Raw genomic sequence first — 24,763 nt, 5'->3', positions numbered from 1 at the left:
TTGGAGGAGCGCAGGTTGAAACGCCAGTCGACGAACGACATGCTGATCCCGTCGGTTCTGTCCACCGCCAGCGCCTCGCTGGCAAAGTGTTGTTCCACCCGAGAAATCGCTGCCGCCGGTTCCTCCAGCTTGCTGTTGATTTCGCCGCTCGCCGGGAATGCCGCCATCCGGTCTCGTACCAGTTCACCCAGTGACTGTCCCTTCAGACACACCAGTTCCGCCACCAGCAACCACGGGATCATTCCGCTGTCGCAGTAAGCAAAATCACGGAAATAGTGGTGGGCGCTCATCTCGCCGCCGTAGATGGCGTCTTCGTGGCGCATCCGCTCTTTAATGAAAGCGTGACCGGTTTTCGACATCACCGGCGTGCCGCCCGCCGCTTTCACCACATCCACCGTGTTCCAGGACAGACGCGGGTCGTGAATGATTTTGGCACCCGGCTGTTTTTCGAGGAACGCTTCCGCCAGCAGGCCGACAATGTAGTAACCCTCAATGAACTGGCCTTTCTCGTCGAACAGGAAGCAGCGGTCGAAATCACCGTCAAAGGCAATCCCCATATCCGCGCCATGTTCAATCACCGCATTGCGGGTATCGGCGCGACACTCCGGCAACAGCGGATTAGGAATGCCGTTCGGGAAGTTGCCGTCCGGGGTGTTATGCACTTTGATCAATTCTACCGGCACGCCCAGCGCCTGAAAGCGCGCGTCGATGGCGTCCACCACCGGGCCTGCCGCGCCGTTACCGGAGTTGATCACCAGCTTCAGCGGGGTGAGGTTTTTAACATTGATGTAGCCGAACAGATGGTCGATATAGGCATCACGCAGGGAGATTTGCTTATAGCTTCCGCGCTGCGCGGGGTTCACCGGCGGGAAGTCGTTGGCCTCGGCCAGACGCTGCACGTCACGCAGACCGGTATCGCCACTGATGGGACGAGCGCCTTCGCGCACCAGCTTCATGCCGTTGTAGTCCATCGGGTTGTGGCTGGCGGTGACTTCAATCCCGCCGTCCACGCCAAGGTGGAAAGTCGCGAAGTAGATCTCTTCGGTGCCTGACAGGCCGATATCCAGCACGTCAACGCCGGCATCCTGCAACCCTTTTGCCAGCGCCAGCTTCAGCGCCTCACTGGTCAGACGCACGTCGCCGCCCAGCACAATGGTTTTCGGCTTCAGAAATTCGCCGTAAGCGCGACCAATCCGCCACGCAATCTCTTCATTCAGCTCTTCGCCCAGCCTGCCGCGAATATCGTAGGCTTTGAAACAGCGTAAATTATTCATAATGACCTTACTGTAAATTCAAATCCGTCCATATCGATCTGCAAAACGGATAATATCATCCTCACCAAGGTAAGAACCTGAACGTACTTCAATTAGTTCCAATGCAATTTTACCTGGATTTTCTAAGCAATGCCTGACACCAACAGGTATATAAATAGACTGATTTTCACTAAGAAATTTAACTTCATTATCGATAGTGACTTGTGCTGTTCCTGATACGATGATCCAATGTTCAGCACGATGATGATGCATTTGCAGAGAAATTCCTTCTCCAGGTTTTACAGTAATACGTTTGACTTGGTATCTGTCACCAGTGTCGATTGAGTCATATTTTCCCCAAGGACGATAAACCTCACGATGTGTATGATGTTCCACACGATGTGAAGATTTAAGGGACTCAACTATTTTTTTTACATCTTGAACTGCATTCCTATCAGCAACCAATACAGCATCTTTTGTCTGGACAATAACAGCATCCTTAACGCCAACAGTTGCAAGTAACCCAGATTCAGAGTAGAGATAACTGTCCTGAGTATCGCATGTTAATACATCTCCCACCATCACATTCCCTTCTGTGGTTTTATCGCTAATCTCCCATAATGAGGACCAAGAACCCACATCACTCCACCCTGCATTCATAGGGACTACAACAGCATCAGTTGTTTTCTCCATTACTGCATAATCTATCGATTCATCGGGACAAGAGAAAAAAGCCTCACTATTTACACGAACAAAATCCAAGTCCATATCGGAATCATTTATTGCGTTGACGCAGGCGGTGAGAATATCAGGGCGAAACTTCTTTAATTCATCGAGATATTTATCCGCGCGAAAGAGGAACATACCACTATTCCAATAATATTCCCCTGAAGATAAATATTTTATTGCTGTTTCATAATTTGGCTTTTCAACAAACTCAGCAACTTTGAATGCTTCATGCCTCCCATCTGCATTGCACTCATCTCCTCTTCTAATATATCCATAACCAGTTTCGGGTTTCTGTGGAACAATACCAAAAGTTACTAACTTCCCATTTTGGGCATACGGAATTGCAGAAAGGATAGTTTCACAAAAGGCATCTTCGTTCTGAATAATATGGTCTGCAGCTAGCACGAGTATTAGCTTTGATTCAACAGATTGTATATGAGATACGCTTAATGCAGCCAAGGTAATTGCTGGAGCTGTATTTCTACCTACCGGTTCAAGAATAATGCTATTATTAAGTTTATTGAGTTGACGAAGTTGTTCTGCGACTATAAAACGATGTTCTTCATTACAAATAACCATAGGATCGTCACAATCAAGTCCCTGCAGCCGATTAACTGTAGCCTGTAACATTGTTCCATTTCCATCTAAATTGAGGAATTGTTTGGGATAAAGAACTCGTGACAGAGGCCATAAACGACTGCCGGTCCCGCCGGCCATAATGACAGGAAGTAATGACATACTTATACTCACTTTAAGCTCAAATATAAATCGGATATATGGGTAACCATCAAATCTTTCGTGAAATAAGTCTCAAATCTTTCTCTAGAACCTCGGCTATATTTATCACTATTATCCATAACTTCAAGAATCCCTTTAGCAAGAGCCTCAGGATTGCGGGGGGGAACAACAATTCCGGATTTCATGTTCTGATTAACCCATGAAACACCACTCCCTGGAATAGCAGTTGATATCAATGGTTTTGAGAAACTCATAGCTTCAAGCTGTACAACTCCGAATGCCTCAGATTCATGTACTGATGGAAGACAAAAAATGTCACAGCATTTATAATATGCTGAGAGATCTTCATATTTAATACTACCTAATAATATCACTTTTTCAGATAGATTATTATCTGCTATTTGCTTTTTCAAGCCATCATATAATGGACCTGCACCACCGATTAGTACAACATAATTATCTGGTAATAGCTTTGACGCATCTATCAAATAATTGATACCCTTATAGTAAACCAAACGCCCTAATGTGAACACAATCTTTTTTCCTTGATATGTATCCTTAATTATTTTTTCCATAAGTAAATTGATAGGCATATCATCAGTATTGACTCCTATAGGTATGCATTTTATTTTATTTTGATAATTTTGTAATGCCGGAGAGCATCTACCATAAATAGGACTCGTTACAATGATGCTAGCGCTTTTTTTTAAAATCCATCTTTGGAATGGATAAAACAAAACCAATAATTTCTTCTGCTTAACAATATCACTATGCCAATGTAAAATAATCTTCCCCTTTGGTTGAAAGAGAAACAAGGACAGTACCGCTAATGGATTTGGTAAATGAACGTGAACGATATCATATTTATACCTCAACCTACGCCATTTATTTATAAATGAAAATGAAAACGGAGTGGAAAATAGTATAAACAAAAGTTTCTGGCGAAATATCTTATATTTTCTTGTGAAATCATCAGGTCTTTTTCCAATTGGATCGACACACAAAACATCCACACTCTGTTTAATTTCTTTAGCTATCCCTTCACTAATGTCAAACGCAACTTGCTCAATACCACCATGTACAGGTGGATAAAACTTACTTATCTGCAATACCTTCATTAACAATTGTCCTTATAACATATGCAGAGGCAAAAAATATAGACACCATTAGTCTCTTTCACATCTAAACTCTGCATATTCTATGTATTGTTATCCTATAGTATTTTTTTAAAATATTCTATACAAGCATTACAAGAATAATTCTTTAGGAAATACTCACGCGAATTAGAACATTTATCTCGTGTATTTTTCATTTTTTCAATCGATGCGATAAACTCATCCGATGTATTACAGGTCATCACTTCCTCAGAGCTTGATAACTCTTCGTAACCTATTAAAGAAAATGATGAGGCTAGTATTTTTTTATTGTATTTTAACGCCTCTGCAATCTTAACTTTCATTCCGGCCCCATAAAAAATTGGTGAGATAATAACATCAATATTTGAATAAAACTGTTCTAGAGAATCTATATATCCGTATACCTTTAGATTACTTCGCTCAAGAGTACTCGCGTACTTGTCAAATCCATTCCCAGCGATAATAAATTTTATGTCCGGTTTATCAGAAAATGCAGCAGCAATTTTATGGGATATAAACTCTGCTGCTTTAGTATTAGCATAAAATGCTGTCCCAATAAAACCAACAAAAAAAATTTCATCTTTTTTAGGATGATCAGATTCAATGCAACAAGCTATTTCATCTGCAAGTTCATCTTCTATGCATACCGGTATATTAAAATCAGATTTCCGACCGTACAGCCTTAAGAGTCTGTTTGCATCAATTTGATGAAGAGTAATCAGTGTATCACTATATTTTACAGCTTTTCTTTCTGCATTTACTGAAGAAAATAATGAGGGAAGGAAGAATATGGCACCTGTCTTTAGGCGCTGTAATTCAAAATCTGCCTCGATATTGTGAAAGAATGTAATAACTGTTATATGCTTAAAATTCAACTTGCACCATCTTGCAATGCTGCCAAGCAGGCTAGAATCGAGATATAATATATCAGGATTATCTTCTTTAATAATAGCCTTTATTTTTGACATCACACGACAATTCAATCTTCCAGCAAATCCTCTCAAATTATTTGCTGCTATCTTTATTTTCGACGAGTCGGATTGCAATTCATAATCATATACACCCGTAAATTTTCTGACCAGTGCAACTTCAGTGACTTTAACATCACCTTGATTTTTTATAGCATTCAAATTTACGCGAGAGACAATACTGCCACCATAGTTTGCCCCTTCAAGTGACATAGATATATATAAGATTTTTTTCATAATAGCCAAGGCCCGTCAGTAATTATTTCTAAAATATTCCACTGTGATGAACGGTAGCAAAAAGGCATATAAGGTTTCAATATTGACAGCAAACAACACGGATAAGAGTGAGTACCACAGAGTCATTCGCAACATCAATTTCATTGATAATTCCATTTTACTTTCTCGAATACTACGGAAGGATCTAAAGTAAACCAAAATAAAAAAAATAAGCGCAATAAACCCACTTTGAACTATCGCAAATAGTACACCTGATTTCGCAGCTAGAGATTCTCCAGTTGTGAGCATCTTTTCAACCTCACTCAGGTTCGGAGAAAATGGCAGGAAATGCTCAGCTAAGTTTATAGCGGAATACAGGGGATCAATAAAGTAAGAACCATATGTACCATAACCTTCCCCAAGCGGATAATATATCAGACTAATTATAGCCCAAAGTGCAGTAATTAATCGGGTACTAACGCTAGTAAATTTTTCCACATCAACTGCTAGTGCAGGTAATACTGTGTTAAAAATGACATACGAAACTCCAATTACAATAGGTATAATTATGATCAGACTTTTTATTTTTTGCAACAAGGACATATTGAAATAAAATACAAGCACTCCGCTGGACATGATCAACAGTAAAGATGCCTTTGACCCTATAAGTATATTCGCACTCAAAATAATAACCCAAATTATAATTTTGAGGATTTTTGAATAACATAACGCAATTGTTAATAGCATAAAGATATTAAATGTGAAGGCAGCCATCGAGGGTTCTGGCGATAATAGTCTCAATCGAGAACCTGCTCCATACCCATCCATCGTCATATGAAATAAAATCAGAATATTTGGCCAAAAAAATTCAATACAGAGCACTGTAATCAACAGAAATGTGATTGATAAAATGCATTTCTTAAACTGCGATGCCTTTAATGCTCTTGAAAAATAAATAGCGCTATAAATAAAAAGAAAATAAAAAAGATAATATGATGACGCGAATAGCAATTTGCTAAAAATAATCCCACCGAATTTATTTATAATAACTCCTTCAACAAAATAATACCAAATACATTGAAGGGAAGAAATTGTCAGTGTAAGAAGATAGTAAACCAAAAAGCTCTTACTTAGTTCATCTAAGTGTAACCTGAAGCCACACTGTATAATAATAATTATAAAACTAAAGAGTGATACTAACCATACAGGACTAGAACCCAATGTTCCAAGATATATTTGAATGGGAAGATCATTTATAACTGCAGCAAGAAATATAATTAGCAGTCCAAAAAGTGATGTGCCAATATGATTTATTCGATTATTATTATTTAATTCATTTGAATACATCATGCTACCTAATCAAGTTGTTTTGCTTACAAACTAAATAAAGTTTGTTTCGAGCTGAATTATATATACGACTGATTTTACTATTATAAATATTAGCTAACATCATGTTATTATCCAATATGCTAAAAGTAAGTAATTTCTCATTTATTATAGCGTTAAGCTTGAAGTGCAGAGCACTTTGAGTAACATCCCTTGCACGGTACCAACCTTTGCCATCCTTCGGAAATAACCAATTAGTCAGATGTGAATTCAATGTTTTTGTAAATGTTGGAATATTAACTTTACCAAGAATCAAATTCTTCTCGATTATTACCGCATTTTCGACACTTATGCTCGGTACTTTGTTGAGAGGGATAATTTTGTCAATACTATTTTTTGTACCAAGAAAAATGTAAGATGATATCCATGAGGAAAAATTAAGATCATTGATACCAAAATATTCACCTGTACTATTTAGTTCTCCATATACACAATTATCATGACATTCTAGTAGAACTTTTTTATATAATGCTTCATCATATCTAGTGAAAAACCTATGATGACAAAAAGTATCATTTATAAATACTATCACATCATTTTCTCGGATATCATATTGTTCATTTAAATAACTATAACCTTCATCCCACGCCGAAAACTCACCTGCTAGATTGCTTCCCGGCAGCCATCTCACCTTACTATCAGCTTCTATATCAGGAATCATTTTCCCGCTATTATCAACAAACACCAAGAAATAATCAAAATTACTAAAAACTGAGAGAATAGTTTTTCGTACCTTAGTATAATATTGTGGATAATACAGTGCTATAATAATATTTACTTTTATCATTTTGCATCCAGACAGCTTGAAGATAATACATTTTTTTATAAAATTGACAAACGTGGGCCCCATATAAATCAGCACCAATAATAAATGACATCGTGAAATAAATGCTTCGAATGACACCTTTGTCAAATACGTCCACGTAATTTACGGATCAACGTCCCACTAAATGCCTTAATCGTTAATTTAAAAGGTGTCCGCAATAGTAGTTTACCAAGATGATACCCTTTGTAACTGGGAACTTTACCGCCCAATAACATTACCGCCAAACGTCTTACCTGTGTCGTCTGTTTTCGATTAGCCTGATATGGTTGAATCTGCTGAAGTTCTGTAATATTATAGTTTGTAAGTGTAACTGCTTTCGCAGCCATGGCTTGATCAAGGAGTTGCCGACCTGTTTGAGTTCGTGCAATTGTTAAGCTACGCCCTGCTTCTTCATCAAAACTAGGATAGCCATTAGACGACGCATGCCAAGCATCACCGCATACAACATCAGCTGCTTCACCGATTCCATCACCACATAATTTACATCTTGGTTGCAAATATCGATTAAGTATAGAGCCCCATGATTCATTATAAGTCATTGTAAATTCCTCACCAGTAGTCGCGACGGCTTTAGTTAGTCCTGGCCAACCATCCCCTCGATAGCGAAAAGATATTAGCTGCTCCGGTTTCAGATTCCATTTTTTCAATACTTGCTTTGTTCCCTCTTCACTGGGAACACCAGCACACATGAATGATAATAAATATGGAAACTGCTCACGGTATTTTGGTGTTTCATTTACTAAAGTACGCATGGAAGCTATGTCACATGGTTTACCTATAATTGCATAACGCTTGCCATTATCAAGCAATGATCTTATCACCGTAAGAGGAGATGAAGGAGAATAGCGTGAACCTGCGCAACTTATGATATCATCTTTGCTTGAGAGTATATTCGTTTCATTTCGGATTGGATAATCCTTTGATACACCAACCTGTATTACAGCATCGACTTTGCTTGTTTCAATTAAATAACACAACAGAGCCGTCAATACACCACCAGAAGATCCCAAACGTCGAACATCGGGGTTATTTGCATATCCAACTTCACAACTAACGATAGGCCCCCATAATAGATGATAGTCTATATCGGTATTATTATGGGAAACACCCCGACCTGGACATACATGCAGTGATAGTTCGTCATCAATAAATGATATCGGTCGAAAATATCCTTGATTATCTATCTTCATTTTCTCTGGATTTTCAGCGCAAAAACCACAACCTGCGCACATTCCGGACTTAATAACTTGGGATATATTATTCATGGCGGAGTAGTTCCTGCAGATAGTCAATATATTTTTCATTTCGTTGCAATGCTATATTACGAGCATTAGCCATTGATGAGCGCATCACCTGAAATTGGTGATCATAATATTCAAACAATTGATTGAGTAACCCTTCAGTATCAAGAGAATATGCATCTAATGTGAATGGATACTCCAAACTTCCAAATACACCGGAAAATTTCCGACTGTAAGCAATAGGTATAGTGACAACACCTGCAGAAAGGGAAGCTATTGTCGCATGCATGCGGGAACCAGCGAAAAAGTCCAACTGACTTATATAGCTCTTTGCCTGAATTGGTGAAGTAAATTTTGGACCTAAAACAACACCTTCATCTTCGTCGAACATTTTCTTAATTTGAACACACACGCGATAGTCGTCTTCAACAGGAATATGATTTGCAATAACATGAGCAACTAAATGTACGCTTTTCCCTCTAGCTCTAAAATTTTGGATCGCTTGTTTCACGAATTTTTGATAATCAACTGTTAGACCAAATTGGTTATTACCTGAATATCCGCCATTCCAAAGAAGACCAGATATATTTATACCGACGCTATTTTCCAATTTTGGCAAGCGATCATACGGTAAAGTAAATGCAACATCAGAGACTTCCACACACTCAATTCCCATATCACGCACAAATTGAGTAGTTTTATAGTCACGGGAAAAAACAGCATCACATTTTGACATCAAATAGCGCGAAACAAGATACGAAATTTTATTATTAAATGGTCCAATTGTTTGCGGCGATAACACAATTTTTTTCTTAGTTCTCAATGCTAGATATTTAGTCAAAACCATTATAGTAAAACGTTTAATTCCATAGATATCAGTAAAGCTATCACCCTCACCTATATCCATCACTATGTCGTATTTTTTAAATAGAGACAAAACTGAAGAATTAAATTTAGCCAAGCTGAGTACAAAATTTTTAAGTGAAAAATCCTTATGTGTCAACTTAATACTTAACCTTTTTTCCACTTCTTCTTTTATCGTTAATTCATTTACAAATGGAGTACCCAGAGTCTCTATTTCGATATTCACATTTGCACGTTTTGCTGCTTCAACCAGCAAAGCCACCTGAGCTATTGCAAGTGCACTTACCCCATAATTATTTGAATTAATATTATGCCATGCCAAACATACTTTAATTGTTTTCATTAATACGCCCTGGTGAAAAAACAAATTCTCTGTTATTGTCCATCATTTGCTTCAATTCATCTTTGGATTTTAGCCACCACTGACTGTCCTCTATTTTATCAATAACACCCTTATCAAATCTGAATTTTTTCACTTTTGCTGGAACACCTGCTACTATTGCATATCGAGGGATATCTGTAGTGACGACAGAACCCGCAGCAATTACTGCACCTCTTCCAATATATTTTACCGATGGTGAAATTATACTGTTGTGTCCAAACCATACATCATCTTCAATTATACGCGATGAAATAGTAATTGTGTCTTGCTCAACGATTCCCAAACTAGAATTATAGAGATAGGGGTGCGATGATAAGTACTGGATCCCATGATTTCTTCCAAAAATAATTGCAGTTGGAGCAAAGGAACAATATCTTCCTATTATAGTACCTGGAGGTATTTTTTTGTAATCAAAACATCCATAGCTATACATCCCAACATCAATACCGTATAACCGTTTATAGAGACGTCTTAAAAGAGAACTTTCAAATTGGTTATATCTGATAAGTATACGGCAAAGAACCTTACCAATGATCCTGATAAATTTATTCGTCATGTGCTACATAACTCCTTCTTTTTAATCTTTAGGATATATAAACAGGTAATGAGCATTTGACCTACAATAACGATCATCAATATATTTGTGTAATCTTGTGCCAGGAACATAAAAGGTAGACAGAATGATGTTATAATAAAATTAATTATTGACCTTATTTTTTGTTCTCCTGAGATCATTAGATATGAACCAAATGATGCACATAAATATCTGAGAAAAATTAAAACAACAAACAGCTCAATTATTTCTGGGCTAATGGAAAAATTACTTCCGAACATTTTAGAAACAAGTAATCCTGAAAATAGATAGTATCCTAAAGAAATAATAAGAGCTGCAAATGTAAAAAAACTGACAAGTATATATAATTTATTTTTTTTACTTACGGCTAGATGAGCGTTTGGAATTGCATATGCTGAAACCGCAGATGATAATCCTATGCATGATGAATATAGTTTATTCAGCGGTTGATATAACGCATATGAATCTTTCCCAAAGAGAAACAATAAAAATATTGAGTCTAACTGCAAGTTAATGCTTGTCGCGATAGAATCTACTGAATAATATTTTCTTTTAATATAGTTATCTTTTAATTTTACGAAGTCAATCTTATCTAATACTTTTAATATTAGCAGCGATTTTTTATATATTGCTAATGATAATAACCGAGGAATCAAAAGGCATAAAATTAAAAACTGTGGATAGAAATAAACAATAATAGAAAATAATAATATCAATACATTTACCATTAATGTCAACTTAAAATCATAGCTATATTTGAGTTCTGTTTTAAGTTTCACTGAATATGTCTCAATAATTAATGTAAACGCACCAGACATATAACTTGCAAAAAATATAAGCCCACTACACCAATCATCAATATAAATGTAATAAATAGCTAGTAACAAAGCACATAAGAGATATAAAATTAATCTAACTGCCCCATTGATCGCTAATCTATTATACCACTCAGAATTTTCTGTAACGTTATTATTGCACATTGAGAGCACTTCATTATTCACTCCTCCATCTATTAAGATCGATGATAGCTGAGAGAAAAATAGTGCTGTAACTATAATATTATAGTGTTCCCTTGAAATAGAGTGCGACAAAATCGCTAGGAATAGAAGCACTGACAACATCTTACACAGCGTTGTGGCTAATGAAAAAATTGCATTTGATTTCATTATCTATTCTATGTTTTAGAATTTACAATATAAATGGATATGACAATATCAACTAGTTCTTATATTTAAGTTATGACATATGTTATATCAATGTTGAACGGCCTTTCTTTTCAAGTTTATATGCCGTTTAGTTTTTTAAAGCATTTAAACGAATCACCATTTTGATCCTTTGTGGATATAATATATCTTCCTCTATCTGAAGGCCACTTTATATTAAGCTCTTTGTCATCCCATTTAATACACCTTTCACATTGCGGAGAGTAATAATTATTTGTTTTATATGCAAACTCAGCTGAATCACTTAGTACCATAAAACCATGCGCAAATCCACTAGGAATCCAAAGTTGTTTTTTATTTTCAGCAGAAAGAATAACGCCAACCCATCGCCCAAATGTTAAAGACTGTGGCCTTATATCTACCGCTACATCAAATACTTCACCGGCAATGCAGCGGACCAGTTTTGCCTGCGAAAAAGGGGAGATTTGATAATGAAGCCCTCTAACTACACCTTTGAAGGACTTTGAATGGTTATCTTGCACAAAATTGACTTTATCACCTATTATTTCTTCAAAGATTGCTTGGTTAAAACTTTCAAAGAAAAATCCACGCTCGTCGCCATAGACCTTTGGTTCTAGAATAAGGACATCAGGGATTTCAGTTCTTATAATATTCATCATTAATAGCCTTTAATAATATTCAGCAAGTACTGACCATAATCATTTTTTATCAATGGTTTTGCTAAAGTTTTAACTTGCTCTGTATCTATAAAACCTTTTCTAAAAGCAATCTCTTCCGGACACGATACTTTCAGCCCCTGTCGCTCTTCAATCGTAGCAATAAAGTTACTGGCCTCAATCAAACTTTGATGCGTCCCCGTATCCAACCATGCATACCCGCGCCCCATCATGGCGACAGACAGACGCCCTTGTTCCATATAGATACGGTTAATATCCGTGATTTCCAGTTCACCACGCGCCGAAGGCTTGAGATTCTTTGCCATATCAACGACGCTATTGTCGTAAAAATAAAGACCTGTCACGGCATAGTTACTTTTGGGTTCCTGGGGTTTCTCTTCCAGACTAACCGCGGTCCCATTCTTATCAAACTCAACTACACCGTAGCGTTCAGGATCGTTCACATGGTATGCGAATACCGTAGCCCCATTTTCTTTATTAACGGCAGTATCCATTAGTTTTGGTAAATCATGTCCATAAAAGATGTTATCGCCGAGCACTAATGCACAATCATCATTACCGATGAACTCTTCACCAATAATAAAGGCCTGGGCTAACCCATCCGGACTTGGCTGAACTTTATATTGAAGGTTAAGCCCCCACTGGCTTCCGTCACCGAGTAACTGCTCAAAGCGCGGTGTATCCTGCGGGGTGCTGATAATAAGAATATCCCGAATTCCCGCCAGCATCAGTGTCGACAGCGGGTAGTAAATCATCGGCTTATCATAAATGGGCAGTAATTGTTTACTCACTGCCATCGTCACAGGGTACAAACGAGTGCCGGAACCGCCGGCAAGAATAATCCCTTTACGCGTTTTCATATCATTATCTCTTAAATACAAAATGCCCTGTTGCGGGCATTAAAACCAGAATCAGATAGCTGTAATTGTAAACAACTCATTTAACATACGTTTGACACCATTTTCCCACTGCGGCAAGACAAGGCCAAAATTATGCTGAAATTTTTCAGTATTTAATCGTGAGTTGCCTGGGCGGCGCGCGGGTGTAGGGTAAGCGCTGGTTGGAACAGCCTTAAGATCAGTCAGCGCTAAGTCAATACCTGCATTGCGAGCTTCAGCAAAAACCAGAGAGGCGAAGTCATACCAGGTCGTCGTGCCACCAGCCACTAAGTGATAGAGGCCAGCGACATCAGGTTTGTTCAGCGCGACACGAATAGCATGTGCTGTACAATCAGCAAGCAACTCAGCCCCTGTCGGCGCGCCATACTGATCGTTGATAACGGACATCTCTGTACGATCTTTTGCCAGACGCAGCATGGTCTTCGCAAAATTATTCCCTTTACCCGCATAAACCCAGCTGGTCCTGAATATCAGATGCTTTTGACAATGTTGCTGCAGAGCCTTTTCACCAGCAAGTTTAGTCTCGCCATAGACATTCAATGGTGATGTTTCATCCGTTTCTCTCCAGGCCGTCGTCCCTGTCCCGGGGAAAACGTAATCTGTCGAATAATGAACGACCCATGCCCCTACTTCAGCGGCTTCTTTAGCAATAGCTTCAACGCTGATTGCATTGAGCAATTGAGCAAATTCAATTTCAGATTCAGCTTTGTCCACTGCCGTATGGGCTGCTGCGTTTACGATAACGTCTGGTCGAATGCGACGGACCGTTTCAGCAACCCCCTGAGGATTGCTGAAATCTCCACAGTAATCCGTTGAATGGACATCCAGCGCAATCACATTACCAAGCGGAGCAAGCGAGCGTTGTAATTCCCAACCGACCTGCCCTGTTTTGCCAAACAAAAGAATGTTCATTACTGGCGTTCCCCATAGTTCTGCTCAATCCAGGTTTGGTACGCCCCACTTTTGATATTTTCAACCCATGAGGTGTTTGCCAGATACCATTCAACCGTTTTTCGAATCCCACTTTCGAACGTCTCTTGCGGTTTCCAACCGAGTTCACGGCTGATTTTATCCGCATCGATCGCGTACCGACGGTCATGGCCTGGACGATCGGCAACATAGGCGATTTGCTCTCGGTATGACGCCGTTTTAGGTACGATCTCATCCAACAAGTCACAGATGGTATGCACAACATCGATATTTTTCTTCTCGTTATGGCCACCGATGTTGTAGGTCTCACCAGGGATTCCTTTCGTCACCACGGTATATAACGCACGGGCATGATCTTCAACATAGAGCCAGTCACGAATCTGATCGCCTTTACCATAAATAGGCAACGATTTTCCTTCGAGAGCATTGAGAATAACCAAGGGAATCAACTTTTCAGGGAAGTGGTATGGGCCATAGTTATTCGAACAATTTGTCACCATTGTCGGTAGACCGTATGTACGCAACCAGGCGCGAACAAGATGGTCGCTGGAGGCTTTTGAAGCCGAATACGGGCTACTCGGCGCATAGGCGGTTTGTTCAGTAAAGAGAGGAAGAATACTCCCCTGCGCTACTTCATCCGGATGAGGCAGGTCGCCATAGACTTCGTCAGTAGAAATGTGATGAAAACGGAATTTAGCTTTTTTTACATCGTCCAACCCGGACCAATACCGGCGAGCCGCTTCGAGAAGAATATAGGTGCCAACGATATTCGTTTCAATAAATGCTGCAGGGCCGGTAATGGAACGATCCACATGGCTCTCAGCAGCAAGATGCATGACGGCATCCGGTTGATGAGTTTCAAAAATACGCGCCACTACATTTGAATCACAAATATCAGCATGTTCGAATGAATAACGCTCGCTATTCTCAATTTCAGTCAGTGACTCGAGGTTACCTGCGTACGTTAATTTATCGACATTAATTACGCTGTCTTGAGTATTATTTATAATATGCCGAACGACAGCAGATCCAATAAAACCTGCCCCACCGGTAACAAGTATTTTCACTTTTATTAATCCAGATATTCGATGATATCAGCATTAAAATGCCGATTTAAGCTTACATAATACGTAATGTGAGGCACGCTACCGCCCCTGGCTTTACAGCTACCAGTGCACTGCGTACTCTCACAGACGTGTTGAGCTCTGCTTTCTCTGCCGCAAAGCCCCAAAACTCAAACCCTAATTGTCTTACCAATTGATGTCAGAAACAAGAAGAAATCTTATAAAAAGCGGTGCTAAATTTTGTAGTTAACTCAATGAAATCATAAATATTTTTCGAAAATGAAAAAACGGTAGCAACATTCCGGGCATATCTGCATCACCGCGTCGAATGTTGACTACCGTTATTTGTTTTTACGCCCTAGCGGGACGTCTATTTTTTAAACTTACTCGCTGAGTAGTTTCTCAATGCCTTTACGGAACTTCGCCCCTTCTTTCAGATTGCGCAGTCCGTACTTCACAAACGCCTGCATGTAGCCCAATTTTTTACCGCAGTCGTAGCTGTCGCCGGTCATTAGCATGGCGTCAACGGATTGTTTTTTCGCCAGTGCTGCAATTGCATCGGTCAACTGGATACGGCCCCAGGCGCCCGGTTCGGTTCTTTCGAGTTCGGCCCAGATATCCGCTGAGAGGACATAACGCCCTACCGCCATCAGATCGGAATCCAGCGTTTGCGGCTGATCCGGTTTCTCAATAAACTCAACAATGCGACTCACCTTGCCTTCATTATCCAGCGGATCTTTCGTCTGGATGACGGAGTACTCGGAAAGGTCACCCGGCATACGTTTCGCCAGAACCTGACTACGGCCAGTTTCTTCAAAACGCGCAACCATTGCCGCAAGGTTATAGCGCAGCGGATCGGCACTGGCGGTATCAATAACGATATCAGGCAATACCACCACAAAAGGATTATCGCCAATCGCCGGACGCGCGCAAAGAATGGAGTGACCCAGCCCCAGCGGCTGCGCCTGGCGCACGTTCATAATGGTCACGCCCGGAGGACAAATGGACTGCACTTCCGCCAGCAACTGACGCTTCACGCGTTGCTCAAGGAGTGACTCAAGTTCATAAGAGGTGTCGAAATGGTTCTCAACGGCGTTTTTAGACGCGTGTGTGACCAGGAGGATTTCTTTGATCCCTGCAGCTACGATTTCGTCAACGATATACTGAATCATGGGTTTGTCGACGATCGGCAGCATCTCTTTGGGAATTGCCTTGGTGGCAGGCAACATGTGCATACCCAGACCCGCTACCGGTATAACTGCTTTCAAATTACTCATTATTTCATCCACCTGTAAAATGGTTGCTGAATTATAGCCTTTTGACTCGTTTTAGCCAGCATGAATTAGTTAGAGGAAATCATCGCTGCTTTGTCACTGATGCTACGCCGGTCACTGATAAATTGCAGTAGCCATAATCTTAAGTATGGACCGATTTCGCCAGGAATGGTCGCAAATTCACCCCCTCCCCTCCGGTAAGCGGAAGTTGATCGCATCAACGTTCACCACATGATGGTTTATGCGGTCTATATCCACTGAGCTTTGCCCCTTCTCATTCACCGCATGTACGTTTGCCAACGACAGCAGCGTGTCGTCTTTCGCCATAAACTTACCGCGCACGTCTTTGCGCAGATCAAAGTGCATCTTCAGCGCCGGTCCCGTTGCTGACTCTTGCATCACCTTGATATTGCGCAGAAAAAGATGCTGCGGCTGATTATGCAACTCCAGCGTCGCGCGTTTCATCTCGATATTAGTCAGTGCAACGAAGGAGGTGGCATTACCCGACGATATTTGAATGCCGCGCAATTTATATTCAAGCTGCGTGTTATCAAGGGAGATATGGTTGAGTTTGAAATTTTGCGGGATGGAGAGATATTTCCCTTTGACCACGCCATAGCCAATGAGCATCCCGGCACTGTTAACCATATCGACATTATCAATCACAAAATTATCGCAACCGTAAATGGCAACCGTCGCATTGTCGATGCCGGCCTTCTTGCTGAAATCCGGGGTGATGTTCTTCGCCTTCACATTGCGAATCACAAAATGTTTGCCGTTCTCGACATGCACCAGTTGCCGACAATCTGATCCGGTAATGTTGGCGACCACAAAATTTTTAACCGTCTGCTGCTCCGGATAGGTGTTGTCGTAGGTGCTCCCCGCAAGCCCAATGCCAATCCCCCAGTTAATCTTGCCGTTGGTACAGTTGATCCGTTCAATGACGTGGTCAGAAATCAGGATATTGCGATCGTTAATAGCGACATTCCATTCGATGGCGTCACCCTGCAAGTCGCTGAAACGGCAGTGGGTAATACGCGCGCCATCGACCTGATTGTGGAATCCCTGACGCAGAATCGCATAGTTGGCCTGGGTCACGGTGAGATTATCGATGACCAGATTGCGCATCACGCGCGGCTTTTTCCCACCAATATAAATCTGCGTCACCGGCCCAAAACCGCTCATCGCAAGGCCGTTAATCACACAATCGGAACCGCGTACATCCAGCGTAATATTGTGCAGGCTCCCCCCCTTCTCGCCAGTGACCTGACATCCCTCCTGCAACACAAAGCGACCACGCCCATTACCGCTCAGGCGGCCCAGCACATGCAGCGTTTTTCCCGGGGGGATAAAAATGCCGGTATTGATGTTCTCGCACACCAGTCCCGCTGGCACCACCACGGTCTCTGCGTCGCTGAAGGCCTGTCGAAAGGAGGCAATCCAGTCTTTCGCATTGTAATCCTGAATAGTGACGGTTTTGCGGGACGCAACAGCGCGGGCAAAAGGTGAATGGAGGACAGGAAGTACGGCAAGCGCGGAGCTTGCCGTCAGGAAGGTACGTCGGGAGAGTGTTTTCTCTGGCATACAACCTCGGTTTACATCGTTTGCAGCAGGCTGGCCAACTGACGATTGATCACCTGCTGATTAAAATCATGTTCAACTTTTTCACGCGCGCGCTGGATGATGGGTTCCAGCGTCTGGTGATCAAGTTGGCTGAACAACGCGAGCTGTTGCGCCAGCGCATGGGCGTCGTTTTCCGGTACCAGCCAGCCGGATTCCCCGGCATCCACCAGCTCCGGGATCCCACTGTGAACGGTAGAGACCACCGGGATCCCCACCGCCATCGCTTCCATCAACGCAACGGGAATGCCTTCCATGTCGCCATCCGTGCCGGTAATCGACGGCAACAGAAAGACATCCGCGTTATCCAGCATCGTTTTCACTTCATGGCTGGGCTTAAATCCCGGCATCTCAATCACATCATCGAGCTGATACTGCTCAATCAACGTGCGCAATCGCCGCTCCCAGGGACCCATACCCAGAATGCGATAACGAAACGCCACACCCTGCTCCTTCAACTGGCGGCAGGCCTCTATCGCCACATGCAGTCCTTTTTTCTCAGTCAGTCGCGCAACAGAGATAATCTCCAGCGGCGTACCGGGTGCTTTCACTGGCCGGTGCGTAAAGCGCGTCATATCCACGCCCATCCGTGAAACGGCAATCTTCTCCGGCGGACAGCCCATGCTTTTCAGCCTTCCAGCCCAGAGATCGCTAATCGGCAACATCAGATCGCCACGACGGAACAGTTGCTGGTACTCCGGCGTGTAATGGTTAAGAACTTCCCGACTGGAAATATCAATACCGTGAAAAATCGTCGCAATCTTGCCCTGAATAACGCCCAGCTCACGCAGCTTCGCCGCCGTTACGCCCGCCGGACCAAAGTGGGCGATAAAGACATCCGCACGCAGGGGTTGACTTATCTGCGCACAGATTGATGAGAGGATCAGGTTACGTGATTCATCGCCGTAGCGAGAGAAGTTGAGGGATTTCCACGTCGTCGCCCGGTGCAGTCCTGACAGCGTTTTCACTGCCCGAGTGCGCAGCTTTGCCAGACGTCCCGGCGGCTCGTCCTGTAGCCAGCGCGTTCTGGCCGCCAGGCCATATTTTTCCCAGGCGGCATGCGTATTTTGCGTGTCACCTTTTTGCAGGGCGACAATCTCAACGTCAAAACCCATGTCGATAAACGCGGTAATCTGGTTGAGGACGAAGGTTTCCGACGACAGCGGAAATTTCAGTAGAAAAAAGCTGACCTTCATTTCCCCTCCCCGATGCGCGTTAACACCGACTCCACCATACGGTATCCCTGTTCACGCTCGCGACGCACCGCCTGCGCAAGACGCTCATTGATCTGCGGCAACTGTCCGAGCGTATCCGCCACCATCGCTTGCAGACTGCCATCCAGCAGATGACGGATATCTATCGCCATCTCCGGCATCCCCAGTTGCTGCATGATGCCCGCCGATTTGTGCTCGTAATTAATCGCAATAGCAGGCGTCGCGAAGTTCATCGAGATAATGGCGGAATGCAGGCGTGTGCCAACCGTCAGGTCGCATGCGCCGAGGATCTTGCCCATCTCCAGATCATTGAGTTCATCCATCACCACGTGGTAACGCGTCGGGTCGCTGACGTACTGGCGCAGATTCAGCGCCACCATGCGGTCATCTTTGTTATAGCTGTCAATGCCGGTACAGGTAGACAGTGCGATAACCTGATAGCCCTCATCCAGAATGCGGTTGACCACACCAGCGAAGGCTTTCTCATAAGCCTCCTGCGTGGTGCCCAGGCGTTTATCAAACGGCGCCAGTTCTCGCAGGGTAATTGCCACCGTTTTCTGCTGCGCCGCTACGCTCAGCCAGTGTTGAACGGCATAGCCCGGCGTAAAATCTTCATCGTGATGATCCACCAACCAGGCGGTATCCACGCCGTGCTCCACTTTTTCAGTGGTGATGTCACTGCGTTTCATCAGCTCCAGGCTGACTGACTCCCGCAGGATCAGTGCATCACAGTGGCCGAAAACATAGTTAGCCAGTTGATTAAATTGCGGATCCTGGAACGGACCGACGCTGTGACCGACCATGTACAGTGGTTTTTTCGCCATAAAGGTACACAGCGCGTGTTCAAACTGCGGAACACCGTACAAGTCGACGAAGAACGAACCACCCACCTGAACGATAGCGTCATAACCCGCAAGCAAACGCACGAAATCGGTAAAACCCTGAGCAATCGCGATATTACGCAGCTTGCCGGTATCAGTAACGCGGGAAAGCAGCACCTGATGCTGATAGCGACGACGGAGGATTTTTTTCACCCGCCCCACTACGCCAGCCGCGCTGTTGTGCTGTTTCATCTGTAAAAAGAGCGGATCGCCCATCACCGGGCGATTCAAAAGCCAGGACGAACTCACCGGGTAGCGGCTCATCACATCCACTTCCGCGTCAGGTTCGAGGCGGTGAATGGCGTCCAGCAGACCACGTAAAATCGCACTGTCGCCACGGTTGCCGCAGGTATGGTTGCCCAGAATCAATAATTTCATTTCACCCTCTTAAAATCGTTGCCATCCGGCAAAACTTATCCTGCACGAAGCAAGGTTTTCATTTTTTCACTGCGACAAAACTGGCGCTTCATCTCCACCACCAGCGGATGGCGTGAGAGCACGATCATCACCGCGAACGCCAGCGCACCGGCGGCAATCTGCGTCGCCAGCAGCACACCGAGCGACAGATGTCCCTGTAACGCGATACCCAGACCGTAGCTCACCGCCAGCGTCGGCAATGAGAGATAGAACGGCAGCCACAGGCTCAGAATGTACTGACGATAGCTGGAACCCAGCACCGGTTTGATCATCACGAAGTAGCTCAGAATGGTGTTGATAATTTGCACCAGCAGGAAGCCCAGCGTCACACCAATTGCGCCCGCCATCTGCCCGCCGACAATAATCGCCGGGATGAACAGGAACGTTTTAAACACATTGAATTTAAAGCTGATGTCTACCCGCGCTTTCGCCATGAGCAGCGAACCAATCGGATTACCAACCGAGCGCAGCAACCCCACCACGCACAGCAGTTGCAGCACAGGAATGATGCTGTTCCACTTCTCGCCAAAGACCAACGGCACAAAATTATTAGCAACCACCATCAGGCCCAGCAATGCCGGGAAGTTGATAATGCCCACCACGGAAAGCAGTTTGTAGAAGTTCACGCGCAGCTTCTGGGTGTCGTCCTGAATTTTGGCAAATGCCGGAAACAGCACGCGGGTGATGATGGGGTTGAGCTTCATCGGCGGCACCACTGCCACGTTATACGCCAGGTTATAGCCCCCTGCGACGCCGGCCCCGAGAATACGCGCCAGCACTAGCGTGGAAAGGTTGGTGTTGACGTAGTTGATGATGCTGTCCGCCGTCAGCCACGCACCAAAGCGCAAATTCGACGAAACGGACGCCAGCGAAAAGTGCAGACCCGGACGGTAGATCTTGCGGCCAAAATAGCCAAACAACAGCGTGCGCACCGCGCTATTTACCAGGTAACCGAGTATGGCCGTCATCGCCAGCGGCCAGAAATGCGCGCTGACAACGGTAAACGTAAAGCCTGCCAGTACAGCGCTGGTTTCAATCATCCCAATCTTGTTGAACTCCAGCTCTTTCTGCATCAGCGCGCGGAACTGCTGCCCGTGCGGGATCACCACAAACGCCAGCGACAGCGTTTTAATCAGCGGCGCCAGATCCGGGTTATGCAGCACATTGCTAATCACATCGCTAAGCAGGAAGACCGCCACACAGACGATGATTCCCAACCCGACGTTCAGCCAGTACAGCGTGGTCAGCTCAAGATGGCTTATCGCCTTGCGCTGAATAATGGAGTTGGCAATACCGAAGTCAGACAGCGTATCGGCCAGCGCAATGATCACCAGCGACACGGTCAGCAGGCCGAACTGGTGGTTATCGACGATCCGCGCCAGTACCGTCATCTGGATAAGCCCAAGGCTGATAATGATCACCGTGGCAATCGCCGACCACTTCGCGCCGCTGATGGTTTTTTCACGTAAGCTCATGACCGTTCCTCAGTACGCCGCTTTGTTAACAAAGCCCTTAAACACCGTCAGAAAAACGATCTTGATGTCGAACCACACGCTCCACTCGCGGATGTACTCCAGATCGTACTCCACGCGTTTTTCCATTTTCTCCAGCGTGTCAGTTTCACCGCGCCAGCCGTTGATTTGCGCCCAACCGGTGATCCCCGGCTTCACCTTGTGGCGTAGCATGTAGCCTTCAATCAGTTGACGATACTGTTCGTTATGCGCCACCGCATGCGGACGCGGCCCGACGATAGACATGCCACCGGTCAGCACATTAATAAACTGCGGTAGTTCATCCAGCGAGGTACGACGCAGGAAATTCCCCACTCGGGTGACGCGCGGATCGTTCTGCGTCGCCTGTGTGACGACCTTGTCGTTTTCCATCACCTTCATTGAGCGGAATTTCCACACGTTGATCGGTTTACCGTCCATGCCATAACGGGTCTGACGGAAGATGATCGGCCCCGGCGAACTCAGCTTCACCGCCAGCGCAATGCAGCACAACACCGGTGAGATCAGCAGCAGGATCAGCGACGCCAGCACGATATCTTCCGCACGCTTAAGCAGACGGTTGATACCCGACAGCGGCGTGTCATACAGCGGCACCACCGGCACGCCACTCACCTCTTCGATGCGGGAATGCAGAATGTTGAAGGTAAACACGTCCGGAATGAGAATCACCGAACAGGTGGTATCCGCCAGTTCGCGCACCAGTTTTTTCACCCGCGCGCCGTCGCACATCGCCATCGCAATGTAGACGTTATGGATGCGTGACGCTTTCGCGTCTTCAACCAGTTGTTCGAGGTTACCTGCCCAGTCAGAGGTAACGCCGCCCGGTTTCGGATCGTGATAAACGCCAACTACCTCAAAACCTAACCACGGTTCGTTGCGGAAGCTATCGAGCAGCGCCCGTCCGGCAGGCAGATCGCCCGCGACGGCCACCCGACGCGTGTTGTAGCCACGGTTGCGTAGCCATCCTGCACCGATGCGAATAAACGATCGGCAGAAGACCAGTCCGACGCTGGTCAGCAGATACCACGCCAGCCAGACCGCGAGGCGGTTATCGAAATCCTGATTGAATGCCACCAGACCGGCGCTAAAGACGAGGCTCAGCGTCCAGTTTTGCAGCAGGAGAGTCAGTTCAGTGGAAATTTTGACGCCGCGCCATGAGCGATAGAAATCGGTTATGCCACCCAGCATCTGGAAAACAACCAACGTGATCAGCGCCACCAACAGGTGCATATACAGGAAAGGCAGTCCACTGACTTCGCAGACGACCCACAGCCCGCCAAACATGATGGTGATATCTGAAAAGCGTTGCACCATAGAGATTAACGATGCATTGGTTTTGGCCCGTTCGCGCTTTTTTAGATTTGTCATCGTTGTTCCTGTTATTAGCCCCTTACCCGCCAGCGAGTAAGGGAAGATCTGACCTTACTGATTCAGTAACGCCAGCAGAGTGCGCGTTCGCGCTTCCATCAGCGGAATATCGCCGCGTGACTCCACGTTCAGGCGTACCACCGGTTCGGTGTTGGAGGAGCGCAGGTTGAAACGCCAGTCGACGAACGACATGCTGATCCCGTCGGTTCTGTCCACCGCCAGCGCCTCGCTGGCAAAGTGTTGTTCCACCCGAGAAATCGCTGCCGCCGGTTCCTCCAGCTTGCTGTTGATTTCGCCGCTCGCCGGGAATGCCGCCATCCGGTCTCGTACCAGTTCACCCAGTGACTGTCCCTTCAGACACACCAGTTCCGCCACCAGCAACCACGGGATCATTCCGCTGTCGCAGTAAGCAAAATCACGGAAATAGTGGTGGGCGCTCATCTCGCCGCCGTAGATGGCGTCTTCGTGGCGCATCCGCTCTTTAATGAAAGCGTGACCGGTTTTCGACATCACCGGCGTGCCGCCCGCCGCTTTCACCACATCCACCGTGTTCCAGGACAGACGCGGGTCGTGAATGATTTTGGCACCCGGCTGTTTTTCGAGGAACGCTTCCGCCAGCAGGCCGACAATGTAGTAACCCTCAATGAACTGGCCTTTCTCGTCGAACAGGAAGCAGCGGTCGAAATCACCGTCAAAGGCAATCCCCATATCCGCGCCATGTTCAATCACCGCATTGCGGGTATCGGCGCGACACTCCGGCAACAGCGGATTAGGAATGCCGTTCGGGAAGTTGCCGTCCGGGGTGTTATGCACTTTGATCAATTCTACCGGCACGCCCAGCGCCTGAAAGCGCGCGTCGATGGCGTCCACCACCGGGCCTGCCGCGCCGTTACCGGAGTTGATCACCAGCTTCAGCGGGGTGAGGTTTTTAACATTGATGTAGCCGAACAGATGGTCGATATAGGCATCACGCAGGGAGATTTGCTTATAGCTTCCGCGCTGCGCGGGGTTCACCGGCGGGAAGTCGTTGGCCTCGGCCAGACGCTGCACGTCACGCAGACCGGTATCGCCACTGATGGGACGAGCGCCTTCGCGCACCAGCTTCATGCCGTTGTAGTCCATCGGGTTGTGGCTGGCGGTGACTTCAATCCCGCCGTCCACGCCAAGGTGGAAAGTCGCGAAGTAGATCTCTTCGGTGCCTGACAGGCCGATATCCAGCACGTCAACGCCGGCATCCTGCAACCCTTTTGCCAGCGCCAGCTTCAGCGCCTCACTGGTCAGACGCACGTCGCCGCCCAGCACAATGGTTTTCGGCTTCAGAAATTCGCCGTAAGCGCGACCAATCCGCCACGCAATCTCTTCATTCAGCTCTTCGCCCAGCCTGCCGCGAATATCGTAGGCTTTGAAACAG

21 protein-coding genes are annotated in these 24,763 nt (G+C 44.9%); all 21 read right to left on the bottom strand.

What is annotated here, in order from left to right:
- A partial coding sequence (cpsG, locus tag OGW13_RS12495; protein WP_287116176.1) for a colanic acid biosynthesis phosphomannomutase CpsG occupies window positions 1–1,274 on the bottom strand: 1,274 nt, incomplete at its 3' end.
- 18 nt (window positions 1,275–1,292) lie between these two features.
- Entirely contained in the window at window positions 1,293–2,720 is a 1,428-nt protein-coding gene (cpsB, locus tag OGW13_RS12490) for a mannose-1-phosphate guanyltransferase (RefSeq protein WP_109740362.1), read from the bottom strand.
- A gap of 8 nt (window positions 2,721–2,728) precedes the next feature.
- Window positions 2,729–3,838: a glycosyltransferase gene (locus tag OGW13_RS12485; RefSeq protein WP_109740363.1), complete on the bottom strand. Its 1,110-nt coding sequence runs from the start codon at window positions 3,836–3,838 to the stop codon at window positions 2,729–2,731.
- A 95-nt stretch (window positions 3,839–3,933) separates the two neighbouring features.
- On the bottom strand, window positions 3,934–5,061 hold the full coding sequence (locus OGW13_RS12480; RefSeq protein WP_109740364.1) for a glycosyltransferase: 1,128 nt from the start codon (window positions 5,059–5,061) through the stop codon (window positions 3,934–3,936).
- 15 nt (window positions 5,062–5,076) lie between these two features.
- Window positions 5,077–6,390, bottom strand: coding sequence for a hypothetical protein (locus OGW13_RS12475; RefSeq protein ID WP_109740365.1), 1,314 nt, complete (start codon window positions 6,388–6,390; stop codon window positions 5,077–5,079).
- Between the two features lies 1 nt (window position 6,391).
- Window positions 6,392–7,213: a hypothetical protein gene (locus tag OGW13_RS12470; protein ID WP_109740366.1), complete on the bottom strand. Its 822-nt coding sequence runs from the start codon at window positions 7,211–7,213 to the stop codon at window positions 6,392–6,394.
- Window positions 7,214–7,335: 122 nt separating this feature from the next.
- Window positions 7,336–8,517: a Coenzyme F420 hydrogenase/dehydrogenase, beta subunit C-terminal domain gene (locus OGW13_RS12465; RefSeq protein ID WP_162300692.1), complete on the bottom strand. Its 1,182-nt coding sequence runs from the start codon at window positions 8,515–8,517 to the stop codon at window positions 7,336–7,338.
- Entirely contained in the window at window positions 8,510–9,700 is a 1,191-nt protein-coding gene (locus OGW13_RS12460) for a polysaccharide pyruvyl transferase family protein (protein ID WP_109740368.1), read from the bottom strand. The genes OGW13_RS12465 and OGW13_RS12460 overlap by 8 nt, the downstream gene beginning before the upstream one ends.
- Window positions 9,687–10,295, bottom strand: a complete 609-nt coding sequence (locus OGW13_RS12455; RefSeq protein ID WP_109740369.1) for a CatB-related O-acetyltransferase — start codon at window positions 10,293–10,295, stop codon at window positions 9,687–9,689. Before OGW13_RS12455 ends, OGW13_RS12460 begins: the two co-directional genes overlap by 14 nt.
- Window positions 10,292–11,479: a lipopolysaccharide biosynthesis protein gene (locus OGW13_RS12450; protein ID WP_157959981.1), complete on the bottom strand. Its 1,188-nt coding sequence runs from the start codon at window positions 11,477–11,479 to the stop codon at window positions 10,292–10,294. The genes OGW13_RS12455 and OGW13_RS12450 overlap by 4 nt, the downstream gene beginning before the upstream one ends.
- 116 nt (window positions 11,480–11,595) lie before the next feature.
- Window positions 11,596–12,153 (bottom strand): dTDP-4-dehydrorhamnose 3,5-epimerase, encoded by a 558-nt coding sequence (rfbC, locus tag OGW13_RS12445; RefSeq protein WP_157959988.1) that lies wholly within the window; start codon window positions 12,151–12,153, stop codon window positions 11,596–11,598.
- A 2-nt stretch (window positions 12,154–12,155) separates the two neighbouring features.
- Window positions 12,156–13,034 (bottom strand): glucose-1-phosphate thymidylyltransferase RfbA, encoded by an 879-nt coding sequence (rfbA, locus tag OGW13_RS12440; protein ID WP_109740372.1) that lies wholly within the window; start codon window positions 13,032–13,034, stop codon window positions 12,156–12,158.
- Between the two features lie 51 nt (window positions 13,035–13,085).
- Window positions 13,086–13,985 carry a dTDP-4-dehydrorhamnose reductase gene (rfbD, locus tag OGW13_RS12435; protein WP_109740373.1) on the bottom strand — a complete coding sequence of 300 codons (900 nt, stop codon included), beginning with the start codon at window positions 13,983–13,985 and terminating at the stop codon, window positions 13,086–13,088.
- Complete coding sequence (gene rfbB / locus OGW13_RS12430) at window positions 13,985–15,070, bottom strand: dTDP-glucose 4,6-dehydratase (RefSeq protein WP_109740374.1); 1,086 nt, start codon at window positions 15,068–15,070, stop codon at window positions 13,985–13,987. Before rfbB ends, rfbD begins: the two co-directional genes overlap by 1 nt.
- A 380-nt stretch (window positions 15,071–15,450) precedes the next feature.
- Window positions 15,451–16,344 carry a UTP--glucose-1-phosphate uridylyltransferase GalF gene (galF, locus tag OGW13_RS12425; RefSeq protein WP_287116175.1) on the bottom strand — a complete coding sequence of 298 codons (894 nt, stop codon included), beginning with the start codon at window positions 16,342–16,344 and terminating at the stop codon, window positions 15,451–15,453.
- 177 nt (window positions 16,345–16,521) lie between these two features.
- Window positions 16,522–17,925 carry a colanic acid biosynthesis protein WcaM gene (gene wcaM, locus OGW13_RS12420; RefSeq protein ID WP_287116174.1) on the bottom strand — a complete coding sequence of 468 codons (1,404 nt, stop codon included), beginning with the start codon at window positions 17,923–17,925 and terminating at the stop codon, window positions 16,522–16,524.
- Between the two features lie 11 nt (window positions 17,926–17,936).
- Window positions 17,937–19,157, bottom strand: coding sequence for a colanic acid biosynthesis glycosyltransferase WcaL (wcaL, locus tag OGW13_RS12415; RefSeq protein ID WP_043000196.1), 1,221 nt, complete (start codon window positions 19,155–19,157; stop codon window positions 17,937–17,939).
- On the bottom strand, window positions 19,154–20,434 hold the full coding sequence (wcaK, locus tag OGW13_RS12410) for a colanic acid biosynthesis pyruvyl transferase WcaK (protein WP_099433288.1): 1,281 nt from the start codon (window positions 20,432–20,434) through the stop codon (window positions 19,154–19,156). Before wcaK ends, wcaL begins: the two co-directional genes overlap by 4 nt.
- 35 nt (window positions 20,435–20,469) lie before the next feature.
- The gene (wzxC, locus tag OGW13_RS12405; protein WP_043000194.1) at window positions 20,470–21,948 is read right to left on the bottom strand and encodes a colanic acid undecaprenyl disphosphate flippase WzxC; all 1,479 of its coding nucleotides are present in this window, start codon (window positions 21,946–21,948) and stop codon (window positions 20,470–20,472) included.
- Between the two features lie 9 nt (window positions 21,949–21,957).
- Window positions 21,958–23,352 (bottom strand): undecaprenyl-phosphate glucose phosphotransferase, encoded by a 1,395-nt coding sequence (gene wcaJ / locus OGW13_RS12400; RefSeq protein WP_043000193.1) that lies wholly within the window; start codon window positions 23,350–23,352, stop codon window positions 21,958–21,960.
- A 54-nt stretch (window positions 23,353–23,406) separates the two neighbouring features.
- A partial coding sequence (gene cpsG / locus OGW13_RS12395; protein WP_287116173.1) for a colanic acid biosynthesis phosphomannomutase CpsG occupies window positions 23,407–24,763 on the bottom strand: 1,357 nt, incomplete at its 5' end.

Source organism: Citrobacter sp. Ca225 (assembly GCF_030337175.1).
GTDB lineage: Bacteria > Pseudomonadota > Gammaproteobacteria > Enterobacterales > Enterobacteriaceae > Citrobacter_A > Citrobacter_A amalonaticus.
Note: the sequence above shows the minus strand (reverse complement) of the source record. Positions and strands in the feature narration are given on the sequence as shown.